Genomic DNA, 16,494 nt, shown 5'->3' on the forward strand with positions numbered 1-16,494 from the left:
GTCACTAGCTCAAGTGCACAGTTGGGGTGCATATTGAGTGCAGGTTGCACATCGAGGGTCGTGAGTGCGTAACAGTGTTCGAACACTGTTACGCACTCACGACCCCGGTCAGGCCGCCGCCGGAACCGACGGCGCGGGCACCGGCTCGGTCTTCCGGCTCGGGGCGAGGAGCGTGGCGACGGCGAGGGCGCCGAGGGCGGTCAGGGCCGCGATCGACCAGAGCAGGACCTGCCAGGACTCCGTGAGGAGAACGGCCTGCTCGGGGCCGGCGAGCTTCCCGGTCGCCACCCGCCCGGCCTGCTCCGCACCGATCTGCCCGGTCAGCAGGCTGATCAGGATCGAGCCGAACAGCGCCAGCACCAGCGTCTGCGATCCGCCGCGCACGGTGTTCAGCAGTCCGGCGGCCATCCCGGCGCGCGACTGGTCGACCTGGTTCATCGCCTGCGCGTCGATCAACCCGCTGGCCAGGCCGACCCCGATGCCGATCGTCAGCAGCGGGCCGAGCAGCTGCCACGCCCCGATCCCAGGGTGCAGCCCGGTCAGCCACGCGTTGCCCGCCGAGATCAGCAGCAGCCCGGTGACGATCAGCAGCCGCGGCGAGGTGCCCCGGTTCACCAGCCGCCCGCCCAGCAGCGGCAGGACCAGCATCGGTGCCGTCGACATCAGCATGATCAGGCCTGAATCCCGCGCCGACAGCCCGTTCGCGCCCTGCAGGTAGGTCGGTAGGAACGAGGTCATTCCGCCGAAGCCCAGCACCATCACGACCCCGGCCAGCACCCAGCCGACGAACGACCGGTTCCGCAGCAGCGACAGGTCGAGCACCGGGTGCGCGCTGCGCCGCTCGACCACCGCGAACGCGGTCAGGAATCCGGCGCCCGCGGCCAGCAGGCCGAGCACGAGCGGGCTCGTCCAGCCGGCCCGGGAGCTCTGGGTGATGGCGAACATCGCCGAGGCGAGCCCGGCGATGAAGGTCGCCGCACCGAGCCAGTCCGCTCGCGGTCGCTGCTCGGCGCGCGATTCGGTGATCGCGAAAGTGCCTGCCAGCAGCAGGATTCCGGCTGCGGCGAAGGCGCCGAAGGTGGCCCGCCAGCCGAGCGTGCCGACCAGCCATCCGGCCAGCGTCGGACCGATCGCGAGTCCGATGCCCGCCGTGGTGCCCATCGCGGCGAACGCCTTGGTCCGCTCAGCACCGCTGAAGGTGGTCGCCAGGATCGCGCCACCGCCGGCCATCACCCCGGCCGCACCCGCACCCGTCGCGGTGCGCGCCACGTCCAGCACGAGGATGTTCGGCGTCAGCGCGGCGACCAGGCTGCCGGCCGCGAACGTCGCCGCGCCGAGCCGGTAGATCCGGCGCCGCCCGAGCAGGTCGCCGGTCGAGCCGGCGACGAGCATGAACGACGACGCGGTGAGGAAGTACCCGGTCACCACCCACTGCAGCGCACCGCCGGAGGTGTTCAGCGCCGTCCCGATCTGCGGCAGCGCGACGGTGGTGCCGGACATCGACATCGGCAGCAGCAGGTATCCGAGCAGCACGAACAGCAGCGTCAGCTTGTTCTTCACGGTCGCTCCTCGGCTTATGCGGTGTAGGGCTCGGCGGTCCGCGCGCTGCGCAGCGCGCGTGCCCACCAGGAGAGCTGGGCCAACATGCCCTTCGCGGCGGCGTTGCTGCCCTCGTCGATCGGCGCGCCGCTCTCGTCGAAGCGGTCCCAGGCGTTGTGGAAGCTGACGGTGTCGCGGACGGTCGTCGCGTGCAGTTCGGCGAACACCAGCCGCAGCTGCTCGACGGCGCGCAGCCCGCCGCCCATTCCGCCGTAGGACACGAAACCGACCGGCTTGGCCTGCCATTCGGCGCGGTAGAGGTCGATCGCGTTCTTCAGCGCGGCGGGGAAGCTGTGGTTGTACTCCGGCGTGACGACGACGTAGGCGTCCGCCGCGGCCAGGCGGCCGGCCAGTTCGGTGACGTGCTGGTCGGCGGGTGTGCCAATGATGGTGGGCAGCGGGATCTCGGCCAGGTCGATGACGTCGACGTCGCCGAACTGCTGCGCCTGCTCGGCGAACCAGTTCGCCACGGTCGGCCCGAAGCGGCCTTCCCGGTTGCTCCCGATGATCACGGCCAGTCGCAGTGCGGACATCTTCGCTCCTCGGTGGATGCGGTGGAGGGGGGACGCGAGGTAAAGTACAACGAGCAATGTACTTAGTGCAATGATTGTTGTACTTATTTTTCGGGAGGGTGCTTTGAGCAGGGAGAACGTCTCGCGGCGAGGGGCGGAGAAGCGGCGCGCCGTCCTCGAAGGGGCGCGGGAGGTGTTCGGCCGGGACGGCTACACCCGGGCCAGCATCGACGCGATCGCCAAGACGTCCGAGGTCTCGACGCGCACCATCTACAACCACTTCGCGGACAAGGCGGAGCTGTTCCGCGAAGTGGTCATGGAGAGCGCGGCGGAGGTCCGCGAAGCCCAGCTGGTCGACCTCGACCGCCACCTCGGCAAGATCGTCGACCTGGAGCAGGACCTGGTCGACCTCGGCCGCGCGTTCGTCCTGATCCCGGGCGAGTTCCGCGCGCACTTCGCGCTGGTGCGGCAGATCAACGCCGAGGTCGGGCACATCCCGGAGGACGTCCTCGAAGCCTGGCAGGAAGCGGGACCGCGCCGCGTGCACGAGGCGCTCGCGCGTCGGATGGCCGAACTCGGCGAGCGAGGACTGCTCGAGGTCGACGTCCCGCATCGCGTGGCCGGGCACTTCGTCGCGCTGGTGGGCATGGAGATCCAGAGCCGCACCTACTACGGCGCGCTGCCCCTCGCCGAGGCGGAGCTCGACGAGATCGTCACGGCCGGTGTGCGGGCGTTCCTCCGCGCCTACGGTCCGAAGTAGACACCGGGGTGGGAGGGAGCCGGTCGTCCGGCGCTAGCCTCACCGCGTGGGGATTGACATGAGCGGGAACGAGCCGGAGTCCGCGATGGACGAGTACGACGCCGAGGCACCGATGGGGCTCAAGGAACTCCTCGGGCTGCCGGACCGGCTCCCGCCGCTGCGGCTGCCGTCGGACGAGGAGCTGGCGGTCGCCGCCCGGCAGAGCACGCTGCTCGACCGCCTCCGGCAGTTGGCGCTGCGGGCCGTCGAGCGACCGGGTGCGGAATGGGCGGCTGCCGACGTGATCGCAGCCGCCGAGGCGCTCGGCGTGCGTGTGCCGGACTCGGTCGAAGAGCTGGACGACATCCCGGACTTGGCCTGCCTGTGGGCGCTGGCGGTCGATGCGGGGTTCTTCGACCCCGCCCACCCGGACGTGCCGGGGCCGGCCCTCGAGGAATGGCCGGACGGCGGCGTCGAAGAGGTGCTGGACACCTGGTCCGACGTGCTGGGGCTGATCGTCGAGGGCGGCTTCCACGGCGAGTCCGGCGACCTCGACCTGGAGGACGTCGGCGTTTTCGCCATGACGATGCTGTTCATGGCCCGCAACGACGGCATGCCCATCGCGGAGCTGCGGAGCATGATCGCGGACCTCGCCGATGCCGAACCGGACGAGTGGGACGCCTGGGTCGGGACCAGCGGTGACCCCGCCGACCGGCTGCTCGCGATGCTGACCGACCTGGGCGCGGCGCTGGTCGACGGGGGAATCGCGCGGCTGACCCCGCTCGGCCAGTACGCGTTCGCCGGCGCGCTGACCGCGAGCGGTGTCGAGGTGCCGCTGCTCCCGCCGGTCGAGGAGACGACCGCCGAGGAACTGGTGGAGTTCGCCAAGGGCGTCGGGGACGCCGAGCTGGAAGCCGAACTGGCGGCGTGGATCGCGTCCCGGACCCCGGAGGAAGCGCTCGACGCACTGCTCACCGCGGCTGCGGCGGGTGCCGTGGAAGACCGGATGATCGCGGTGACCATCGCGAAGACCATCGAAGGCGAGCAGCGGTGGCGCCAGGCGCTGGACGAACCCGTGCTTCGGCCGTACGCGAAGATGGTGTTCCAGGAGCTCAGCGGCGACGAACCCGAGTACGAGCTGACTGCGGCGGAAGCGGCGTGGCTGCTCACCGATCTGCTGTCGACCGCTTCGGACGCCGCCGACCCCGACGAAATCCCCGCTCTGCTGGCGGAATCCGTTCCCGCCGGACAAGAGGTGGAGATCTTCGAGCAGATCTGGCGCCTGGACCACCCGCACGCGCGCGAGGTGCTCGAGCTGATCGGCAGGACCCACCCGGAGAAGCGGATCGCCAAGGCTGCCCGCAAGGCCGCGCTCAAGGTCCAGTCGCGCTGAGGATCGTGGGCGTTGAAGCCGGTTTCAACGCCCACGATCCCGATCAGGCGGCGTCGAGGAGGATCTCGCGGAAGTCGTCGAAGGCTTCGCGCACGATGTTGTGGCTGATCGGCAAGGTGCGGACGTGCCACGACGGGTCGTCCTTCAGCCGCTCGTAGGTCTGCGTGAACGGGGAGTTCTCGAACTCGGCGCAGTAGACGTACTCGCGGCGCGGAACCCGGCGGTGCGCGCCGGTGAGGCGGATCTGCTGGGTCATCGTGGCGAGCGGGTGCGGCACTGTGCGCTCGTCCAGGATCGGCAGCGGCGCGAACGCGAACCCGTCGGCACCGGCGCCGCCCGCGTACCAGTCGTGCCAGAACCCGCTGGTCAACGACCAGGCCGAATCCCCGTCCTCGGGCGCGAAAGCGTCGACGTGCAGCAGGGTCTTGATCCGCTCCGGAACCCGGTCGGCGACGCCGGCGATCACCATCCCGGCGTAGCTGTGCCCGCACAGCACGACATCGCGCAGGTCCTCGGACTCCAGCAACCGGACGACGTCGTCGATGTGGGTGTCCAGGTTGATCCCGGCCGCAGACTCCTGCGGCCCCAACCCGGTCAAGGTCATCGCGTGCACCGTGTGCCCCGCGCTGCGCAGTTCAGCCGCGATGTCGTCGTACCACCAACCGCCGTGGCAAGCCCCCGGAACCAGCACGTACGTCGCCATATCTCCTCCTCGAATCGCTCTGAAACCGACCCTAGGAGCCCATGAGGACAGGATCTGTCCACAAGATCTTTTTTTGCGACGAACTCAGCGGGTCAGCAGCGAGGTGACCTTCACGGCAGTGCTGTTGATCCAGACGTCGGAGTACTCCACGGCCTGCCCGTCGCGGGTGTACGTCACCTGCTCCAGGTAGAGCACCGGCGTTCCGGTCGGGATCTCCAGGGCCTCCGCGACGTCCTCGCGGGCCGGCTCGGCGCTGAACGTGCGGCGTCCTTCGGCCACCGGGAGCTGGTAGGACTTCTCCAGCACGTCGAACAGCGAATTCCGTTCGAAGTCAACGTCTTCGACGCCCGGGCACAGGTCGGCGCGCACCCAGTTCACCAGGTACGCCAGCGGCCCCTGCGCGCCCCGGAACACGCGCACCAGCCGGAGTCCGGGGGTGCCGGGCGGGGCGCCGAGGAGGGCCTGCACCGTCATCTGCATCCCTTCCAGGCGGGCGCTGACCACCTGGACGTCCAGCGCGTACCCCTGCGCGCGGAAGTCCTCGGACAGCGAGTGCAGGCGCTGCGCGATCTGCGGCTCCAGCACGCCCGCGGTCACGAACGTGCCGCGACCGCGGGTCTGCACCAGCAGCCCTTCGTCGATGAGCAGGGCCAGCGCCTTGCGCAACGTCCCGCGGCTGACGCCGAGCTGCTCGGCCAGTTCCGGTTCAGGCGGAAGCTTGTAGTGCGCCGGCCAGCGCCCACCCAGGATGTCCTCCCGGAAGGACGCCGCGATCTGCACGTGCAGCGGTTCCGGAGCATCCCGCGAGATCCGCGTTGCCACCTGGCCCCCTTCAGTCCTGTTCGGCAGTCGTGAGTGCGTAACAGTGTTCGAACACTGTTACGCACTCACGACCCCGCTGCGGTCAGTACGACGAAGCGGCCGCACCACCGGTCACGATCGCGATGCCCGCGCTGGTGCCCAGCAGCGATGCCCCCGCGTCGAGCAGCGCCACGGCCTGCTCAGCGGTCTTGATCCCACCAGACGCCTTGACCTGCACCCCCGGCCGGACGCGTTCGGCCAGGTAGGCGATGCTGTCCGGGTTGGCGATCTCGACCGCGCCGCTGCTGGCGTTCTTCAGGTACGCCGCGCCGGCGTCCATCGCCAGCTGCACCGCGCGCTCCCGCTCGGCCGGGGTGAACTTCGGCAGCTCCAGCATGACCTTGACCGGGATCCCGGCGGCCTCCACCACGGCGGCGATGTCGTCGCGGAACTCCTGCTCCATGCCGCTGCGCAGCCACCCCACCTGCACGCCCATGTCGAGCTGGTCGGCGCCGGCCTCCGCGATCGCCCGCGCCTCGGCGGCCTTGCCCGCGGTGGTCATCGAGCCGACGGTGGGGAAGTCCAGCGCGCTGGCGACCTTCACGCCGCTGCCGCGCAGCCGCTCGGCGACCAGCGGAACCCAGGAGGCGGGGACCATCGCGGCGTTGAAGCCGTACTGCACCGACTCCTCGCAGTGCCGGACCAGGTCCTCGCGGGTCAGGCCGATCTCGATGGCGGTGTGCTGGATGAACGGGGCGAGCGAGGCCGGTTCGGCGGCCGAGTATGCGGACACGTCGATCACCTTTCTTCGAGGTCTTCGGGGTGGGGGAGGCCGGGGACCACTTCGTGGTGGGCCACGGCGAAAGCTCCGGCAGCGGCCGCGTACCGGGCCGCGCGGCGCAGGTCCCAGCCGCGGCACCAGGCCACGGCGAACGCGGCGTTGAACGCGTCGCCGGCGCCGGTGGTGTCCACGACCTGCGTGGCCGGAACCGGTGCGATGTGCGCGCGTTCGACGCCGTCGTCGACGTGCGCGCCGTCGGTGCCGCAGGTCAGCACGATCTTCGCGGTGAACCGCTGGCGCAGCGCGTCCAGCAGGACGTCGGGGTCGGTGGTGTCCAGCCCGGTCAGCACCTGAGCTTCGGTCAGGTTCGGGGTGAGGACGTCGACCAGCGCCGCGACGTCCTGCGGCAGGTCGCGGGCGGGAGCCGGGTTGAACAGGGTCGGCGTGCCGCGCTCGGCAGCGGTGCGCAGCGCGGCGGCGACGGTGTCGGCGGGGATCTCGTTGCAGACCATCAGCAGGTCCGCGGCCGCGATGACCTCGGCGAATCCGGCGACGTGCGCCGGGGTCAGCAGGTCGAGCGCGCCGGGCGCGACGATGATCCGGTTCTCCCCGTCCTGCTCGACCAGGATCACGCCGGTCATGGTCGGAGCGTCCACAGTGGCCACTGCGCCGGCGTCCACGCCTTCGCGTCGCCAGAGCTCGCGGCCCTGCGCGCCGAGCACGTCGTCGCCGACCGCGGTCAGCAGCGAGACCTCGGCGCCGAGCCGGGCCGCGCCGATGGCCTGGTTGGAGCCCTTGCCGCCAGGCCCGAGCGAGAAAGCGGCGTCGCCCAGCGTCTCGCCGCGGTCCGGGATCCGGTCGGCCCGCATCGTCATGCCCGTGCCGTAGCTGCCCACAACAGCGATCCGCATGGCACCTCCCTGAATGTACAACAGTGTACATATATGTCATATGCGACGGTTCAAACAACCGCGCAGGAGTCCCCGATTGACGTGCTATCTGGGTAGACCTACAGTACGTGCGGTTCCGTCGAGTGAACAAATCAATGAACATAGGCCTTCGCGCAGGAGACGTCATGCCCGAATCCACCCCGCTGGTGATCGACACCGACACGGCGCAGGACGATTGCATCGCCCTGCTCGCGGGCCTGCTCGACCCGCTCGCCGACCTGCGCGCCGTGACGATGGTGGCGGGCAACGTCGACTTCGACCACCAGGTCCGCAACGCCCACCTGACCTGCAACGTCGCCGGCCGGTTGGGCGAGGTGCCGATCCACCTGGGCTGCCGCCGCCCGATGGTGCGCCCGTGGGAGAGCGCGGAGAACGTGCACGGCGACGGCGCGGGCGGCCTGACGATGGACCTGACCGGCTGCGCCCCGGAAGCCGAGCACGCGGTGGACGCGCTGATCCGGCTGGCCGCGGAGAACCCCGGCGAGCTGTCGATCGTCGCGATCGGCCCGCTGACCAACATCGCGACCGCGGTGGTCAAGGACCCGGACTTCGTCCGCAACGTCAAGACCCTCTACGTGATGGGCGGTTCCAACAACGCCCGCGGCAACATCACCGCGGCGGCGGAGTTCAACTTCTACGTGGACCCCGAGGCTGCCAAGACGGTGTTCGCGGCGGGCTTCGAGATCGTCGTGGTCCCGTGGGCCCCGCTGACCCTCGACCAGGCGGTGTTCGACCAGCCGAAGCTGGACGAGATCGCGGCCCTGGGCACCCCGCTGGGCGACTTCTTCACCAAGGTCTGCGCGGCGACCCTGGAATTCGACCGCAGCGTCGGCATCGACGGCACCACCCACCCCGACTCGCTGACCGCCGCGGTCCTGCTGCACCCGGAGCTGGTCACCCGCAGCGCCCGCTACCACGTGGACGTCGAAACGGCAGGTGAGCTGACCCGCGGCTATGCGGCGATGTCCTGGGGCGTGCACGGCCTGGAGCCGAACGCGACGGTGATCGAGGAGATCGACGCCCCGGCGTTCTACGCCTACATCAAGAACCTCCTGGCCACCCAGACCACCGTGTCCCGGGAGATGGCGTGACCACGACTGCCCCACGGCGCACCGACGTGCGCCCGCCCCTGGTGCTGACGGCCCTGCTGGTGGCGGTGGCCAGCTTCCAGATGAACGCGACGATGCTGTCGCCGGCCATCGACGACATGGCCAAGTCGCTGAACACGGACGTGGGCACCATCGGCCTGAGCGCCACGGTGTTCCTGTTCGTGGCGGGCTTGGCGGGTGTGGTCCTGCCCCGCTACAGCGACATCATCGGCCGCCGCCGGGTCCTGTTCGGCTCGATCGCGGTGATGGCGACCGGCAGCCTGATCGCAACCCTGGCCCCGAACGTCGAGGTCCTGATGGTCGGCCGAGCCCTCCAAGGAGCCTGCGGCGCAACGATCTCCCTCGGCATCCTGACCCTCCGCGACATCCTCCAGACCAAGCAGTTCGGCCGCTACCTGGGAATCCTGACGGCGGTGAACAGCGGGGTGGCCGGCGTGGACACCCTCCTCGGCGGAGTCATCACGGACACGATCGGCTTCCGCGGCATCTTCGGCCTCACCTTCGTCCTGGAGGTGATCGCGGTGGCGATGATCGCGACCTGGGTCCCGGACTCGACCCCCACGGGCACCCGCATGGACTGGCGCGGAGCAGCGGTGATCTGCCTGGCCCTGTTGGGCATCAACGCCTGGCTGACCCTCGGCCCGACGATGGGCTGGTTCGCGACCTGGCCGCTGGTGTGCCTGGTGGTGGGTGTGGCTCTGCTCCCGCTGTTCTGGCTGGTGGAGCGAAACCAGGTGGACCCATTGCTCCCGCTCCGAGCCCTGCGGAGCAGGGGAGTCTGGGGCCTCCTCCTGACGACGTTCTGCACGATGGCGTCGATCTTCGCGGTCCTGACCTTCGTCTACCCAACCCTGGCCCAAAACGCCACGGCAGGCTTCGCCTACGACGGAACAATGACAGCCCTGATGTTCCTGATGCCGTACGCGTTGGCGGGCTGGATCCTGGCGCCCCTAGCCGGCACCCTGGCGCCGCGCATCGGCTACCGAAACATGCTCCGAATCGGCCTGGTGGGCAACCTAGCGCTGATCGCGGCGACGATCTTCGCGGTCGGTTCTCCCTGGCTCCTCTTCGTCCTGGTAGCCCTGATGGGAGTGTCGTACGCGGCCTGCGCAGCAACGGCGTTGAACGGCATGGGAGTCATCTACGCGCCCGCGGAGTCCCCAGGAATCCTCCCAGGCCTAAACGCAACAATGTTCAACCTCGGAGCTTCGGTGGGCATCGGAGTCCTGTCCGGCCTGGTAGCCAAAGGCACCCCCGACGGAGCCACCGACCCAGCAGGCTTCACAACAGCATTGATCGCAGCCACCATCATCTCCGCAGCAGCCCTCCTCGCCTCCTTCGTCCTCCCCGGCAAGGCCGGTTCGGCAGAGAAGGTCTGATTGCGTTACACCAGACGTCTTGCCGCAGCCGCTGACGTTGCAGTCGCAGCTTGGCGGTGGCTGACGAAGGAGAGATGCGCTTTGCGAGGCGGCGCGTCAGGGTGATCCTTATCCTCGATCGTGTGACAGTTGAGGACATCACCGCTGACCAGGTGAGGCGCGCCGTCTCGGAGCACGACGAGCTCGGTCTACCGGAGTTCTGCCGTCGGTACAACTTCGACCTGGGCCGTGACTACGTCATCACGGAGGACGGCCGGGAGTACGGCACGAAGGTCATCCTCGCGGCTGCTCACGGGCTGCTGCCGGGGCGAGAGCCTCTGCTTCCGCACCAGGTGGGCGATGACGAGACCGTCAACGGGGTGCTCCAGCGTGAGGGGTTCGAGGTAAAGAAGCTCGGGCCGCCGAGTTGGACCCGGGAGGAGTTGGTCCTCGCCTGCTCGTTGCTGTTCAAGAACGGCAGGAAGGCCTTGCGCGCAACGGACCAGCAGTCGATTGAGCTCTCGGCGTTGCTCCAGAGGATGCCTTTCCACGCGAAGGAGAAGCGCGGGCACAAGTTCCGATCGCCCAGCAGCGTGCAGCGGAAGCTGAACGATCTGATGACCTCGTTGCCGAGCTACAAGAAGGCCAAGACGAGGGCCGGGAAGTTGGACAGGGTTGTGCTGCAGGAGTTCCTCGACGACGAGGACGCGATGCACGCCGAGGCAGCTGAGATTGCTGAACGAGCCCTGCCCGAGGAACAGGCTGAGGCACACGCTGCGCTCGAGTCTTCTGATGAGCCCGAAGTGCCTGCTGGGTCCAAGGCATGGGCGATGTTCTCGGCAGAACAACGCAAGTACAGCGGGAACACCGGCTACGACGATGTCCTCGGCGTCCAGTACGTCTACGACAGCAAGGTGCCCAACTACCGCCGCATCAAGGTCGGCGATTTGGCGGTGATCCGGGACGATGCGGAGGTGCACGGCGTCGGCCGTATCCACCGGATCGAACAGCGGGACGGTGTGACGAAATCACAGCTCGTCTGCCCGGACTGCGAGTCGGGCAAGTTTGATGTGCGGGCCAAGCGACGTCCCAAGTACCGCTGCCGAACTGAGACGTGCAAGAGGGAATTCGACGAGCCGAAGGAGCGGCTCGTTGAGGTCACCCAGTTCGCCGCGTTCTACGGTGGCTTCTGGCGACCGCTTGACGGGGCCATCGCGTCAGACGAGCTCAAAGCCACGTTCCTCGACGGGGCCGATCAGAATGCGATCCGGTCAGTCGACCCGGGCAAACTGCAAGCGATGCTGTCTGACCTGTCCGTCAAGCTCCCGCCGGTACCGCCCAGGAATGGCACCTCTAGGCGGAATCCCCCTCGCGGTGGGCATCGGCCGGCGACGACCAAAGCCCGCAACGGGCAGGGGACGTTCCGGAAAGAACTCCTGAAGACGTACGGAGCTTCCTGCGCGGTAACTGGCCCGTGCCCCGTCGAAGTCCTGCAGGCTGCGCACATCAAGAGGTTCGCCGAGCACGAGACACACGAGCTAGACGAGGGTGTCCTGCTGCGTGCGGATGTTCACCTGCTGTTCGACAACGGCCTGCTGGCCGTCGACCCGGAGTCGTGGCGAGTGGTGCTTGCCCCGTCGTTGAAGGACTTCCCGGCATACGCGGAGCTCGCCGATGCCGAGTTCGTAAGAGGACCAAGCCCAGAAGTGGTTGGGGATCATTTTGCCGTGGTGACGGAATCCTGGTTCTGACCTGACGAAAGTGGAAGCGGACCGGCGACAAGTGCCGGGTGTAGAGACTCTCGGTCGTGGCAACCGATAAAGCGGTACGTGCGTCGAGGTCGCCGGGGTTCGGGATATGCGGGACCGGGATAGGGCTGTGCTGACGTTCCCAACCCGGCCGTGGACGGCGTTCGGAGTGGGTTTAGGGGTGTAGCCGCGTAGCTCCTGGTTAGACCAGGCCTGCTTCGTGCGCCAGTAGGGCGATCTGGGTTCTGTTCGTTAGGTCCAGCTTTGTTAGGGCGTGGGAGACGTGGGCTTTTACCGTTGGGACGCTCATTAGGAGGTCTTTCGCTATCTCTGCGTCGGTCGATGCGCGGTAGCCGACGTGCGGAGGTGCTGGAGACCGATGTCTAGGCGGGGTTTCGGCCGGTGAGGGCGAGGAGCCGGTCCAGGGCGGGCGCCGACTCCGGGACCGCCACTTCCGCGCCGAACACGCCCATCTGACGGCCCTGCTCCGCCGTCTCCGTGGCTACCCCGCGGGCGTAGTCGAGGAGGGCTTCGTCGAGCGCCAGGTCTTGGCCGGTCGCCTTCGCCAGGTCCCAGGCGTGCACGGCGAACTCGAGCACGACCATCCCGCCGACCAGCGAAGCCGGGAGTTCGGTCGGACCGCCCATGTGCGTCGTCCCGGTCCACGCGCCGGGTGCGCTCCAGGCCCGCGCTGTGCGGTCCAGCTGCTGGGCGACGGCCTGCTGCCAGTCGCCTTCGGTGAGGTCCACGTCCGCCTCGGCGGCAGCGGGCGGCGGGACGGCTTCCTTGCGGGCACCGGCTTCCAGGGATGGACCCCAGAACAGCAGGTGGTTCAGCAGGTCGCGCACGGTGTACTCGGTGCACGGCGTGGGCGCGGTGAGCTGGCCGGGCTCGATGCCTGCGACGACCCCGGCCAGGGCCGATGCTGCGCTGCTCAGGTGTTGTGCTTCGGACATGGCTCGCAGCCAACCACCGCTGGACGGCGGTGTCTTGAAGGAACGCGACATACACTCCGTCCGTGGCCAGGGACGTGCGGGAACTCGGTGGCGCGTGGCGGGATTTCCAGCGGCACTCCTTCCCCGAGCCGTCGCCGGACCTGGCTCGGTACGTGGCGCGCTACTGGGTCGTGTCCTGGGACTACCCCGAGCCGTACCGGCAGCTGATCGTGCCTTACCCGAACGTGCACCTGACGTTCCAGGACGGCCGCGCGACGATCACCGGCGTCTCCAGCGGGCACCAGGTCAGGGTGTTGTCGGGGCGCAGCAGCGTGCTCGGCGTGGCGTTCCGGCCCGGCTGCTTCCGCCCGTTCCTGCGCGCACCGGTTTCGACGATCACCGACCGCACGATCGATGCCCGCGAGGTCTTCGGCCCGGCATTGACGGCACCTGACGTCCCAGCTGTCGAGCAGCTCCTGCGAGCCCACGCACCCGAACCGGATCCGAGAGCGGAACAGGCCGCGGACATCGTTGCGATGATCGCCGCGAAACCCGAGATCACCAGGGTCGATGCGCTGGCGCGGGAGTTCGGCACGAGCATCCGGCAGCTGCAGCGCTTGTTCGCGGAGCACGTGGGCATCGGCCCGAAGTGGGTGATCCGCCGCTACCGCCTGCACGAGGTGACCGAGCGGATGGCGAGAGGTGCGGAGCTGGACTGGGCGTCGGTGGCGGCCGAACTCGGCTACGCCGACCAAGCCCACCTCACCAGGGACTTCAAATCCCTCTTCGGCGAACCCCCGACCCACCACGCCCAGCGCTACTGACGCATCTCCGCTGCCAGCTGGTCGAAGGGCATCCCGTCGGCCAGTCGATCGAGAGTGCCCGTCATGTGCGGACATTCGCGCGCTGGGTGCTCCGCCGGGCACTTGAGCGCATGGGCGAGGAAGTCCTTGGCGCCCTGAGCCCGCTCGATCAGCTCCTCCAGCTCGGTGATCTGCTCGCCGACGACGGCGCGCCACTCGCTGCTCGACTCGTCCAGCACCGCCGCGGCCGTGTCGAGCCGGATCCCCAGCTTCAGCGCGATCTGGAGGAACGCCAGCCGGCGCATCTCCGGCCTGCCGTAGACCCGAGTTCCCCGCACCCGCCCCGCCGGCCGCACGAGACCGCGCTCCTCGTAGTAGCGCAGCGTCGACGTCCGCACGCCGAGGCGCTCAGCGGCTTCGCCGATCGGGATCAGGTCCATGCCCCCATTTGACTTCAACCCGACTTGAAGCGGAAGGCTGGACGCATGGGAACCGTGAAGCCCTGGTCCAGGAGCGAGCCGACCCGGTCGCCGTTCGCGTTGCCGAGCGGTCTGGGCGGGTGGTTCGCCGGTCGCATCATGTTGTGGTTGAACGAGCAGCAGGACGTGGTGGACCTGCTCGACGTCCGGCCCGGCGAGGTGGTGCTGGAGGTCGGCTACGGACCCGGCGGGCTGATCCGCAGGCTCCGGCGGACGTCGGCGAAGCGGATCTGCGGTGTCGATCCCTCGCAGCAGATGTGCGACCTCGTCCGGCGCCGGGCAGATGAGCGGATCGAGGTGCGAACGGGAACAGTCGAGCGGACGGGTTTCCGCGACGCGGAGTTCGACTGCGCGGTCTCGGTGAACAACGTGGCCATCTGGCCGAACCTGGAACGGGGCCTGGACGAACTCCGCCGCGTGACCCGACCGGGCGGCCGACTCCTGATCGCCTGGCACGGCGGAACGCACCCGAACCGCATCGCCCGCAGCCAAGCCCTCCGGGAAGACCAGCTCACCCGGATCGAACAGGAACTCGGCAAGCGATTCACGACCACCGCCCGCCACGAACTGACCAGCCTCACCGCCTGGCTGGCTCGTTGAGACGCTCGTGAGCACTTTCTGGTGCTATAGCCCCACAAACCACTCACGGGTGTCAGGTCAAGGTTGCGGAGGCGATGGCTGCGGCGATCGCGAGGAGGAGCGCGCTGATGATGAGCAGGCTCGCCGTGCGCAGCAGCTTGAACTTCTTCGCTCCGACCTGCGCGACGACGAGCAGGCGCTCGCGATGCCAACGCTGCGGATCGTCCGCGATGCGCGTGAAGTGGCGCAGCAGTTCGGCGTCGGTCATCGATTCGTAGGTGGTGAAACCGCTTCGCCGCAGCCGAGGCCGCACGCTCGACAGCAGGAGCAGCAAGGCGAGCGCGAGCAGCGTCAACGCGGCCCAGAACAGCAGAACTGCCGCGAGCGGTGCGGCGGCACGGGGCAGCACTGCGATCCCGACGGCGAGGATGGGGCTGAACACCGCGAGCAGGGTGCTGGTCTTGGTCTCGGTACGAGCCAGCGCCGCGTCGCCACGGCTCAGCTCGTCCTGGAGGAGTCTTTCCACCGTTTCCGAATCGACCGTCGCATCGACCTCGGGTTCGCTCATACCGGAATCATGGCGCACCGAAGCCCGTTCTCGACGGGCTTTCGCACCGGCCGCTGCTTCACCCGGGCAGGATTCCGACGGCGGCGTAGCTGTTGGTCCGGGCTGCCGCGTCGGGGGCGACGGGGGTGTCCGGGCGCCATTCGGGGAGCAGGACCAGGCCCGGGTCGACGAGTTCGTAGCCGGTGAGCAGCTCGGCGATCTGCTCCGGGGTGCGCAGGGTGCCGGGGGTGGAGGTGCGGTTGTAGACCGCGTGGCCGCCGGAGAGCTGGTCGTCGGTGAAGGTCACCGGGGACAAGTGGGACAGCGCCAGGTAGCTACCCGGTGCGCAGGCCGCGCGGTAGCGGCTCACGATGTCCGCCGGGCGGTCGTCGTCGCTCACGAAGTGCAGGATCGCGATGGCCAGCAGGCCGACCGGCTTGGTGAAGTCCAGCAGTTCGGCGACGCCCGGAGCGCTCAGCACGGCTTCGGGGTCGCGGATGTCGGCCTGGGTGACGGTGACCTGCGGAGTGCTGCCGAGCAGTGCTCGGGCGTGCGCGACCGCGACCGGCTCGCGATCCACGTAGGCCACTTTCGCGGCGGGGTTCGCGGCGTGGGCGATCTCGTGCACGTTGCCGACGGTCGGGATGCCCGACCCGAGGTCGAGGAACTGGTCGATGCCCTGCTCGACCATGAACCGCACCGCGCGCCCGAGGAACCCGCGGTTGGCGGCGGCCCACTCCCGGCCGGTGGGCACGATCGCGAGGAACTTCTCGGCGGCCTCCCGATCGGCCGCGAAGTTCGCGTCGCCACCGAGGTAGTAGTCGTACATCCGCGCCGCGTTGGGCGATTCGATGTCCACCGCGCCGTGGATGTCCGCCATTGCCGCCAACCGGGGATCGCCCTTGTCACCAGTCACAGCGGAATGATTGCCGAGCCCCCGAAGGCGAAGCAACCCCCCGCAGCGCCGGAGTGAGGACGCCAGTGCTCGGTCAGCGGGTTGGTTGTTCGCAGGCCTGTTTCAGGGATGCGGCCTCCGTCTCGACGAACCGCCGGATGCGGCCGGACACCAGGGGCGTCAGCAGTCGGGCGAGACCGCCGGTGAAGTCGATCCGCAGCTCCACCGAGCTGCCCCCGTCGGTGGCCCGGATCCAGTGCGAGGCGACCATCCGCCCGCCAGCGAAGCGAGTGGCCCAGCAGAACGACGAGCCCGGCTCGACTTCGACCACGTCCCACACGGCGGCGGCAACCCCCGGCTGCTTGACCCGGAACCGGTGCCCGACCCGAAGCTCCCCGTCCAACGCCTCGACCGAGCTGACGGTCGGTGTCCACCCGGGCCAGCCGGGCACGTCGGCCAGCACGGTCCACACCTCGGTCGGCGGCGCGGAGATCGTCACGGTGGTCTCATGTCGCATGTCCACCCTCCTCGCGCACACCGTACTGCCGATCACCGCGCCCGAT

The 16,494-nt window shown here is 68.9% G+C and carries 19 protein-coding genes and 1 pseudogene; 8 read left to right on the forward strand and 12 right to left on the reverse strand.

What is annotated here, in order from left to right; translation table 11 throughout:
- Window positions 1–108: 108 nt before the first annotated feature.
- Both OU415_RS11060 and OU415_RS11065 read right to left on the reverse strand, forming a co-directional pair.
- On the reverse strand, window positions 109–1,560 hold the full coding sequence (locus OU415_RS11060; protein WP_270948555.1) for an MFS transporter: 1,452 nt from the start codon (window positions 1,558–1,560) through the stop codon (window positions 109–111).
- Window positions 1,561–1,574: 14 nt separating this feature from the next.
- Window positions 1,575–2,132 carry an NADPH-dependent FMN reductase gene (locus tag OU415_RS11065; RefSeq protein WP_270948556.1) on the reverse strand — a complete coding sequence of 186 codons (558 nt, stop codon included), beginning with the start codon at window positions 2,130–2,132 and terminating at the stop codon, window positions 1,575–1,577.
- A gap of 103 nt (window positions 2,133–2,235) precedes the next feature.
- Between OU415_RS11065 and OU415_RS11070 the strand changes: the two genes are divergently transcribed.
- On the forward strand, window positions 2,236–2,871 hold the full coding sequence (locus OU415_RS11070) for a TetR/AcrR family transcriptional regulator (RefSeq protein ID WP_270948557.1): 636 nt from the start codon (window positions 2,236–2,238) through the stop codon (window positions 2,869–2,871).
- A gap of 58 nt (window positions 2,872–2,929) precedes the next feature.
- Window positions 2,930–4,243, forward strand: a complete 1,314-nt coding sequence (locus tag OU415_RS11075; protein WP_270948558.1) for a hypothetical protein — start codon at window positions 2,930–2,932, stop codon at window positions 4,241–4,243.
- A gap of 43 nt (window positions 4,244–4,286) precedes the next feature.
- On the opposite strand, the gene OU415_RS11080 is transcribed toward OU415_RS11075, so the two are convergent.
- The 4 genes from OU415_RS11080 to OU415_RS11095 all read right to left on the reverse strand — a co-directional run bounded on the left by OU415_RS11080 (window position 4,287) and on the right by OU415_RS11095 (window position 7,439).
- On the reverse strand, window positions 4,287–4,946 hold the full coding sequence (locus OU415_RS11080) for an alpha/beta fold hydrolase (RefSeq protein ID WP_270948559.1): 660 nt from the start codon (window positions 4,944–4,946) through the stop codon (window positions 4,287–4,289).
- 84 nt (window positions 4,947–5,030) lie between these two features.
- Window positions 5,031–5,768, reverse strand: coding sequence for a GntR family transcriptional regulator (locus OU415_RS11085; protein ID WP_270948560.1), 738 nt, complete (start codon window positions 5,766–5,768; stop codon window positions 5,031–5,033).
- Between the two features lie 82 nt (window positions 5,769–5,850).
- Window positions 5,851–6,540 (reverse strand): deoxyribose-phosphate aldolase, encoded by a 690-nt coding sequence (gene deoC / locus OU415_RS11090; RefSeq protein ID WP_270948561.1) that lies wholly within the window; start codon window positions 6,538–6,540, stop codon window positions 5,851–5,853.
- 5 nt (window positions 6,541–6,545) lie between these two features.
- Window positions 6,546–7,439 (reverse strand): ribokinase, encoded by an 894-nt coding sequence (locus OU415_RS11095; RefSeq protein WP_270948562.1) that lies wholly within the window; start codon window positions 7,437–7,439, stop codon window positions 6,546–6,548.
- A 164-nt stretch (window positions 7,440–7,603) separates the two neighbouring features.
- Between OU415_RS11095 and OU415_RS11100 the strand changes: the two genes are divergently transcribed.
- The 4 genes and pseudogenes from OU415_RS11100 to OU415_RS38335 all read left to right on the forward strand — a co-directional run.
- A complete protein-coding gene (locus tag OU415_RS11100) occupies window positions 7,604–8,569 on the forward strand; it encodes a nucleoside hydrolase (RefSeq protein WP_270948563.1) in 966 nt (321 codons plus the stop codon).
- Window positions 8,566–9,966 carry an MFS transporter gene (locus OU415_RS11105; protein WP_270948564.1) on the forward strand — a complete coding sequence of 467 codons (1,401 nt, stop codon included), beginning with the start codon at window positions 8,566–8,568 and terminating at the stop codon, window positions 9,964–9,966. Before OU415_RS11100 ends, OU415_RS11105 begins: the two co-directional genes overlap by 4 nt.
- A gap of 56 nt (window positions 9,967–10,022) precedes the next feature.
- On the forward strand, window positions 10,023–11,696 hold the full coding sequence (locus OU415_RS11110; RefSeq protein WP_270948641.1) for an HNH endonuclease: 1,674 nt from the start codon (window positions 10,023–10,025) through the stop codon (window positions 11,694–11,696).
- Between the two features lie 85 nt (window positions 11,697–11,781).
- A pseudogene (locus OU415_RS38335) lies at window positions 11,782–11,880 on the forward strand (DUF397 domain-containing protein); the annotation flags it as partial.
- Window positions 11,881–11,895: 15 nt separating this feature from the next.
- Here the strand turns inward: OU415_RS38335 and OU415_RS11115 are convergent.
- Together OU415_RS11115 and OU415_RS11120 are read right to left on the reverse strand one after the other, a co-directional pair.
- The gene (locus OU415_RS11115) at window positions 11,896–12,021 is read right to left on the reverse strand and encodes a LuxR C-terminal-related transcriptional regulator (RefSeq protein WP_333777543.1); all 126 of its coding nucleotides are present in this window, start codon (window positions 12,019–12,021) and stop codon (window positions 11,896–11,898) included.
- Between the two features lie 55 nt (window positions 12,022–12,076).
- Window positions 12,077–12,649: a TIGR03086 family metal-binding protein gene (locus OU415_RS11120; RefSeq protein WP_270948565.1), complete on the reverse strand. Its 573-nt coding sequence runs from the start codon at window positions 12,647–12,649 to the stop codon at window positions 12,077–12,079.
- A gap of 62 nt (window positions 12,650–12,711) precedes the next feature.
- Between OU415_RS11120 and OU415_RS11125 the strand changes: the two genes are divergently transcribed.
- On the forward strand, window positions 12,712–13,452 hold the full coding sequence (locus OU415_RS11125) for a helix-turn-helix domain-containing protein (protein WP_270948566.1): 741 nt from the start codon (window positions 12,712–12,714) through the stop codon (window positions 13,450–13,452).
- Here OU415_RS11125 and OU415_RS11130 read toward each other — a convergent pair.
- Window positions 13,446–13,871, reverse strand: coding sequence for a MerR family transcriptional regulator (locus OU415_RS11130; RefSeq protein ID WP_270948567.1), 426 nt, complete (start codon window positions 13,869–13,871; stop codon window positions 13,446–13,448). The genes OU415_RS11125 and OU415_RS11130 overlap by 7 nt on opposite strands.
- 45 nt (window positions 13,872–13,916) lie before the next feature.
- Here OU415_RS11130 and OU415_RS11135 point away from each other — a divergent pair, with 45 nt between their 5' ends.
- Window positions 13,917–14,510 (forward strand): class I SAM-dependent methyltransferase, encoded by a 594-nt coding sequence (locus tag OU415_RS11135; RefSeq protein ID WP_270948568.1) that lies wholly within the window; start codon window positions 13,917–13,919, stop codon window positions 14,508–14,510.
- A gap of 52 nt (window positions 14,511–14,562) precedes the next feature.
- On the opposite strand, the gene OU415_RS11140 is transcribed toward OU415_RS11135, so the two are convergent.
- The 3 genes from OU415_RS11140 to OU415_RS11150 all read right to left on the reverse strand — a co-directional run bounded on the left by OU415_RS11140 (window position 14,563) and on the right by OU415_RS11150 (window position 16,448).
- A complete protein-coding gene (locus tag OU415_RS11140; RefSeq protein WP_270948569.1) occupies window positions 14,563–15,057 on the reverse strand; it encodes a Pycsar system effector family protein in 495 nt (164 codons plus the stop codon).
- 58 nt (window positions 15,058–15,115) lie between these two features.
- Window positions 15,116–15,952 carry an SAM-dependent methyltransferase gene (locus OU415_RS11145; RefSeq protein WP_270948570.1) on the reverse strand — a complete coding sequence of 279 codons (837 nt, stop codon included), beginning with the start codon at window positions 15,950–15,952 and terminating at the stop codon, window positions 15,116–15,118.
- Window positions 15,953–16,025: 73 nt separating this feature from the next.
- Window positions 16,026–16,448 (reverse strand): SRPBCC family protein, encoded by a 423-nt coding sequence (locus OU415_RS11150; protein WP_270948571.1) that lies wholly within the window; start codon window positions 16,446–16,448, stop codon window positions 16,026–16,028.
- Window positions 16,449–16,494 lie beyond the last annotated feature (46 nt).

Source organism: Saccharopolyspora oryzae, assembly GCF_027853915.1.
In the GTDB taxonomy this organism is placed as follows: Bacteria; Actinomycetota; Actinomycetes; order Mycobacteriales; family Pseudonocardiaceae; genus Saccharopolyspora; species Saccharopolyspora oryzae.

Bases quoted from the DNA above. Each gene is read 5' to 3' on its own strand.
- OU415_RS11150 (WP_270948571.1), bottom strand. From the start codon at position 16,448: ATGCGACATGAGACCACCGTGACGATCTCCGCGCCGCCGACCGAGGTG.
- OU415_RS11065 (WP_270948556.1), bottom strand. From the start codon at position 2,132: ATGTCCGCACTGCGACTGGCCGTGATCATCGGGAGCAACCGGGAAGGC.
- OU415_RS11080 (WP_270948559.1), bottom strand. From the start codon at position 4,946: ATGGCGACGTACGTGCTGGTTCCGGGGGCTTGCCACGGCGGTTGGTGG.
- OU415_RS11135 (WP_270948568.1), top strand. From the start codon at position 13,917: ATGGGAACCGTGAAGCCCTGGTCCAGGAGCGAGCCGACCCGGTCGCCG.
- OU415_RS11120 (WP_270948565.1), bottom strand. From the start codon at position 12,649: ATGTCCGAAGCACAACACCTGAGCAGCGCAGCATCGGCCCTGGCCGGG.
- OU415_RS11075 (WP_270948558.1), top strand. From the start codon at position 2,930: ATGAGCGGGAACGAGCCGGAGTCCGCGATGGACGAGTACGACGCCGAG.
- OU415_RS11100 (WP_270948563.1), top strand. From the start codon at position 7,604: ATGCCCGAATCCACCCCGCTGGTGATCGACACCGACACGGCGCAGGAC.
- OU415_RS11140 (WP_270948569.1), bottom strand. From the start codon at position 15,057: ATGAGCGAACCCGAGGTCGATGCGACGGTCGATTCGGAAACGGTGGAA.
- OU415_RS11130 (WP_270948567.1), bottom strand. From the start codon at position 13,871: ATGGACCTGATCCCGATCGGCGAAGCCGCTGAGCGCCTCGGCGTGCGG.
- OU415_RS11095 (WP_270948562.1), bottom strand. From the start codon at position 7,439: ATGCGGATCGCTGTTGTGGGCAGCTACGGCACGGGCATGACGATGCGG.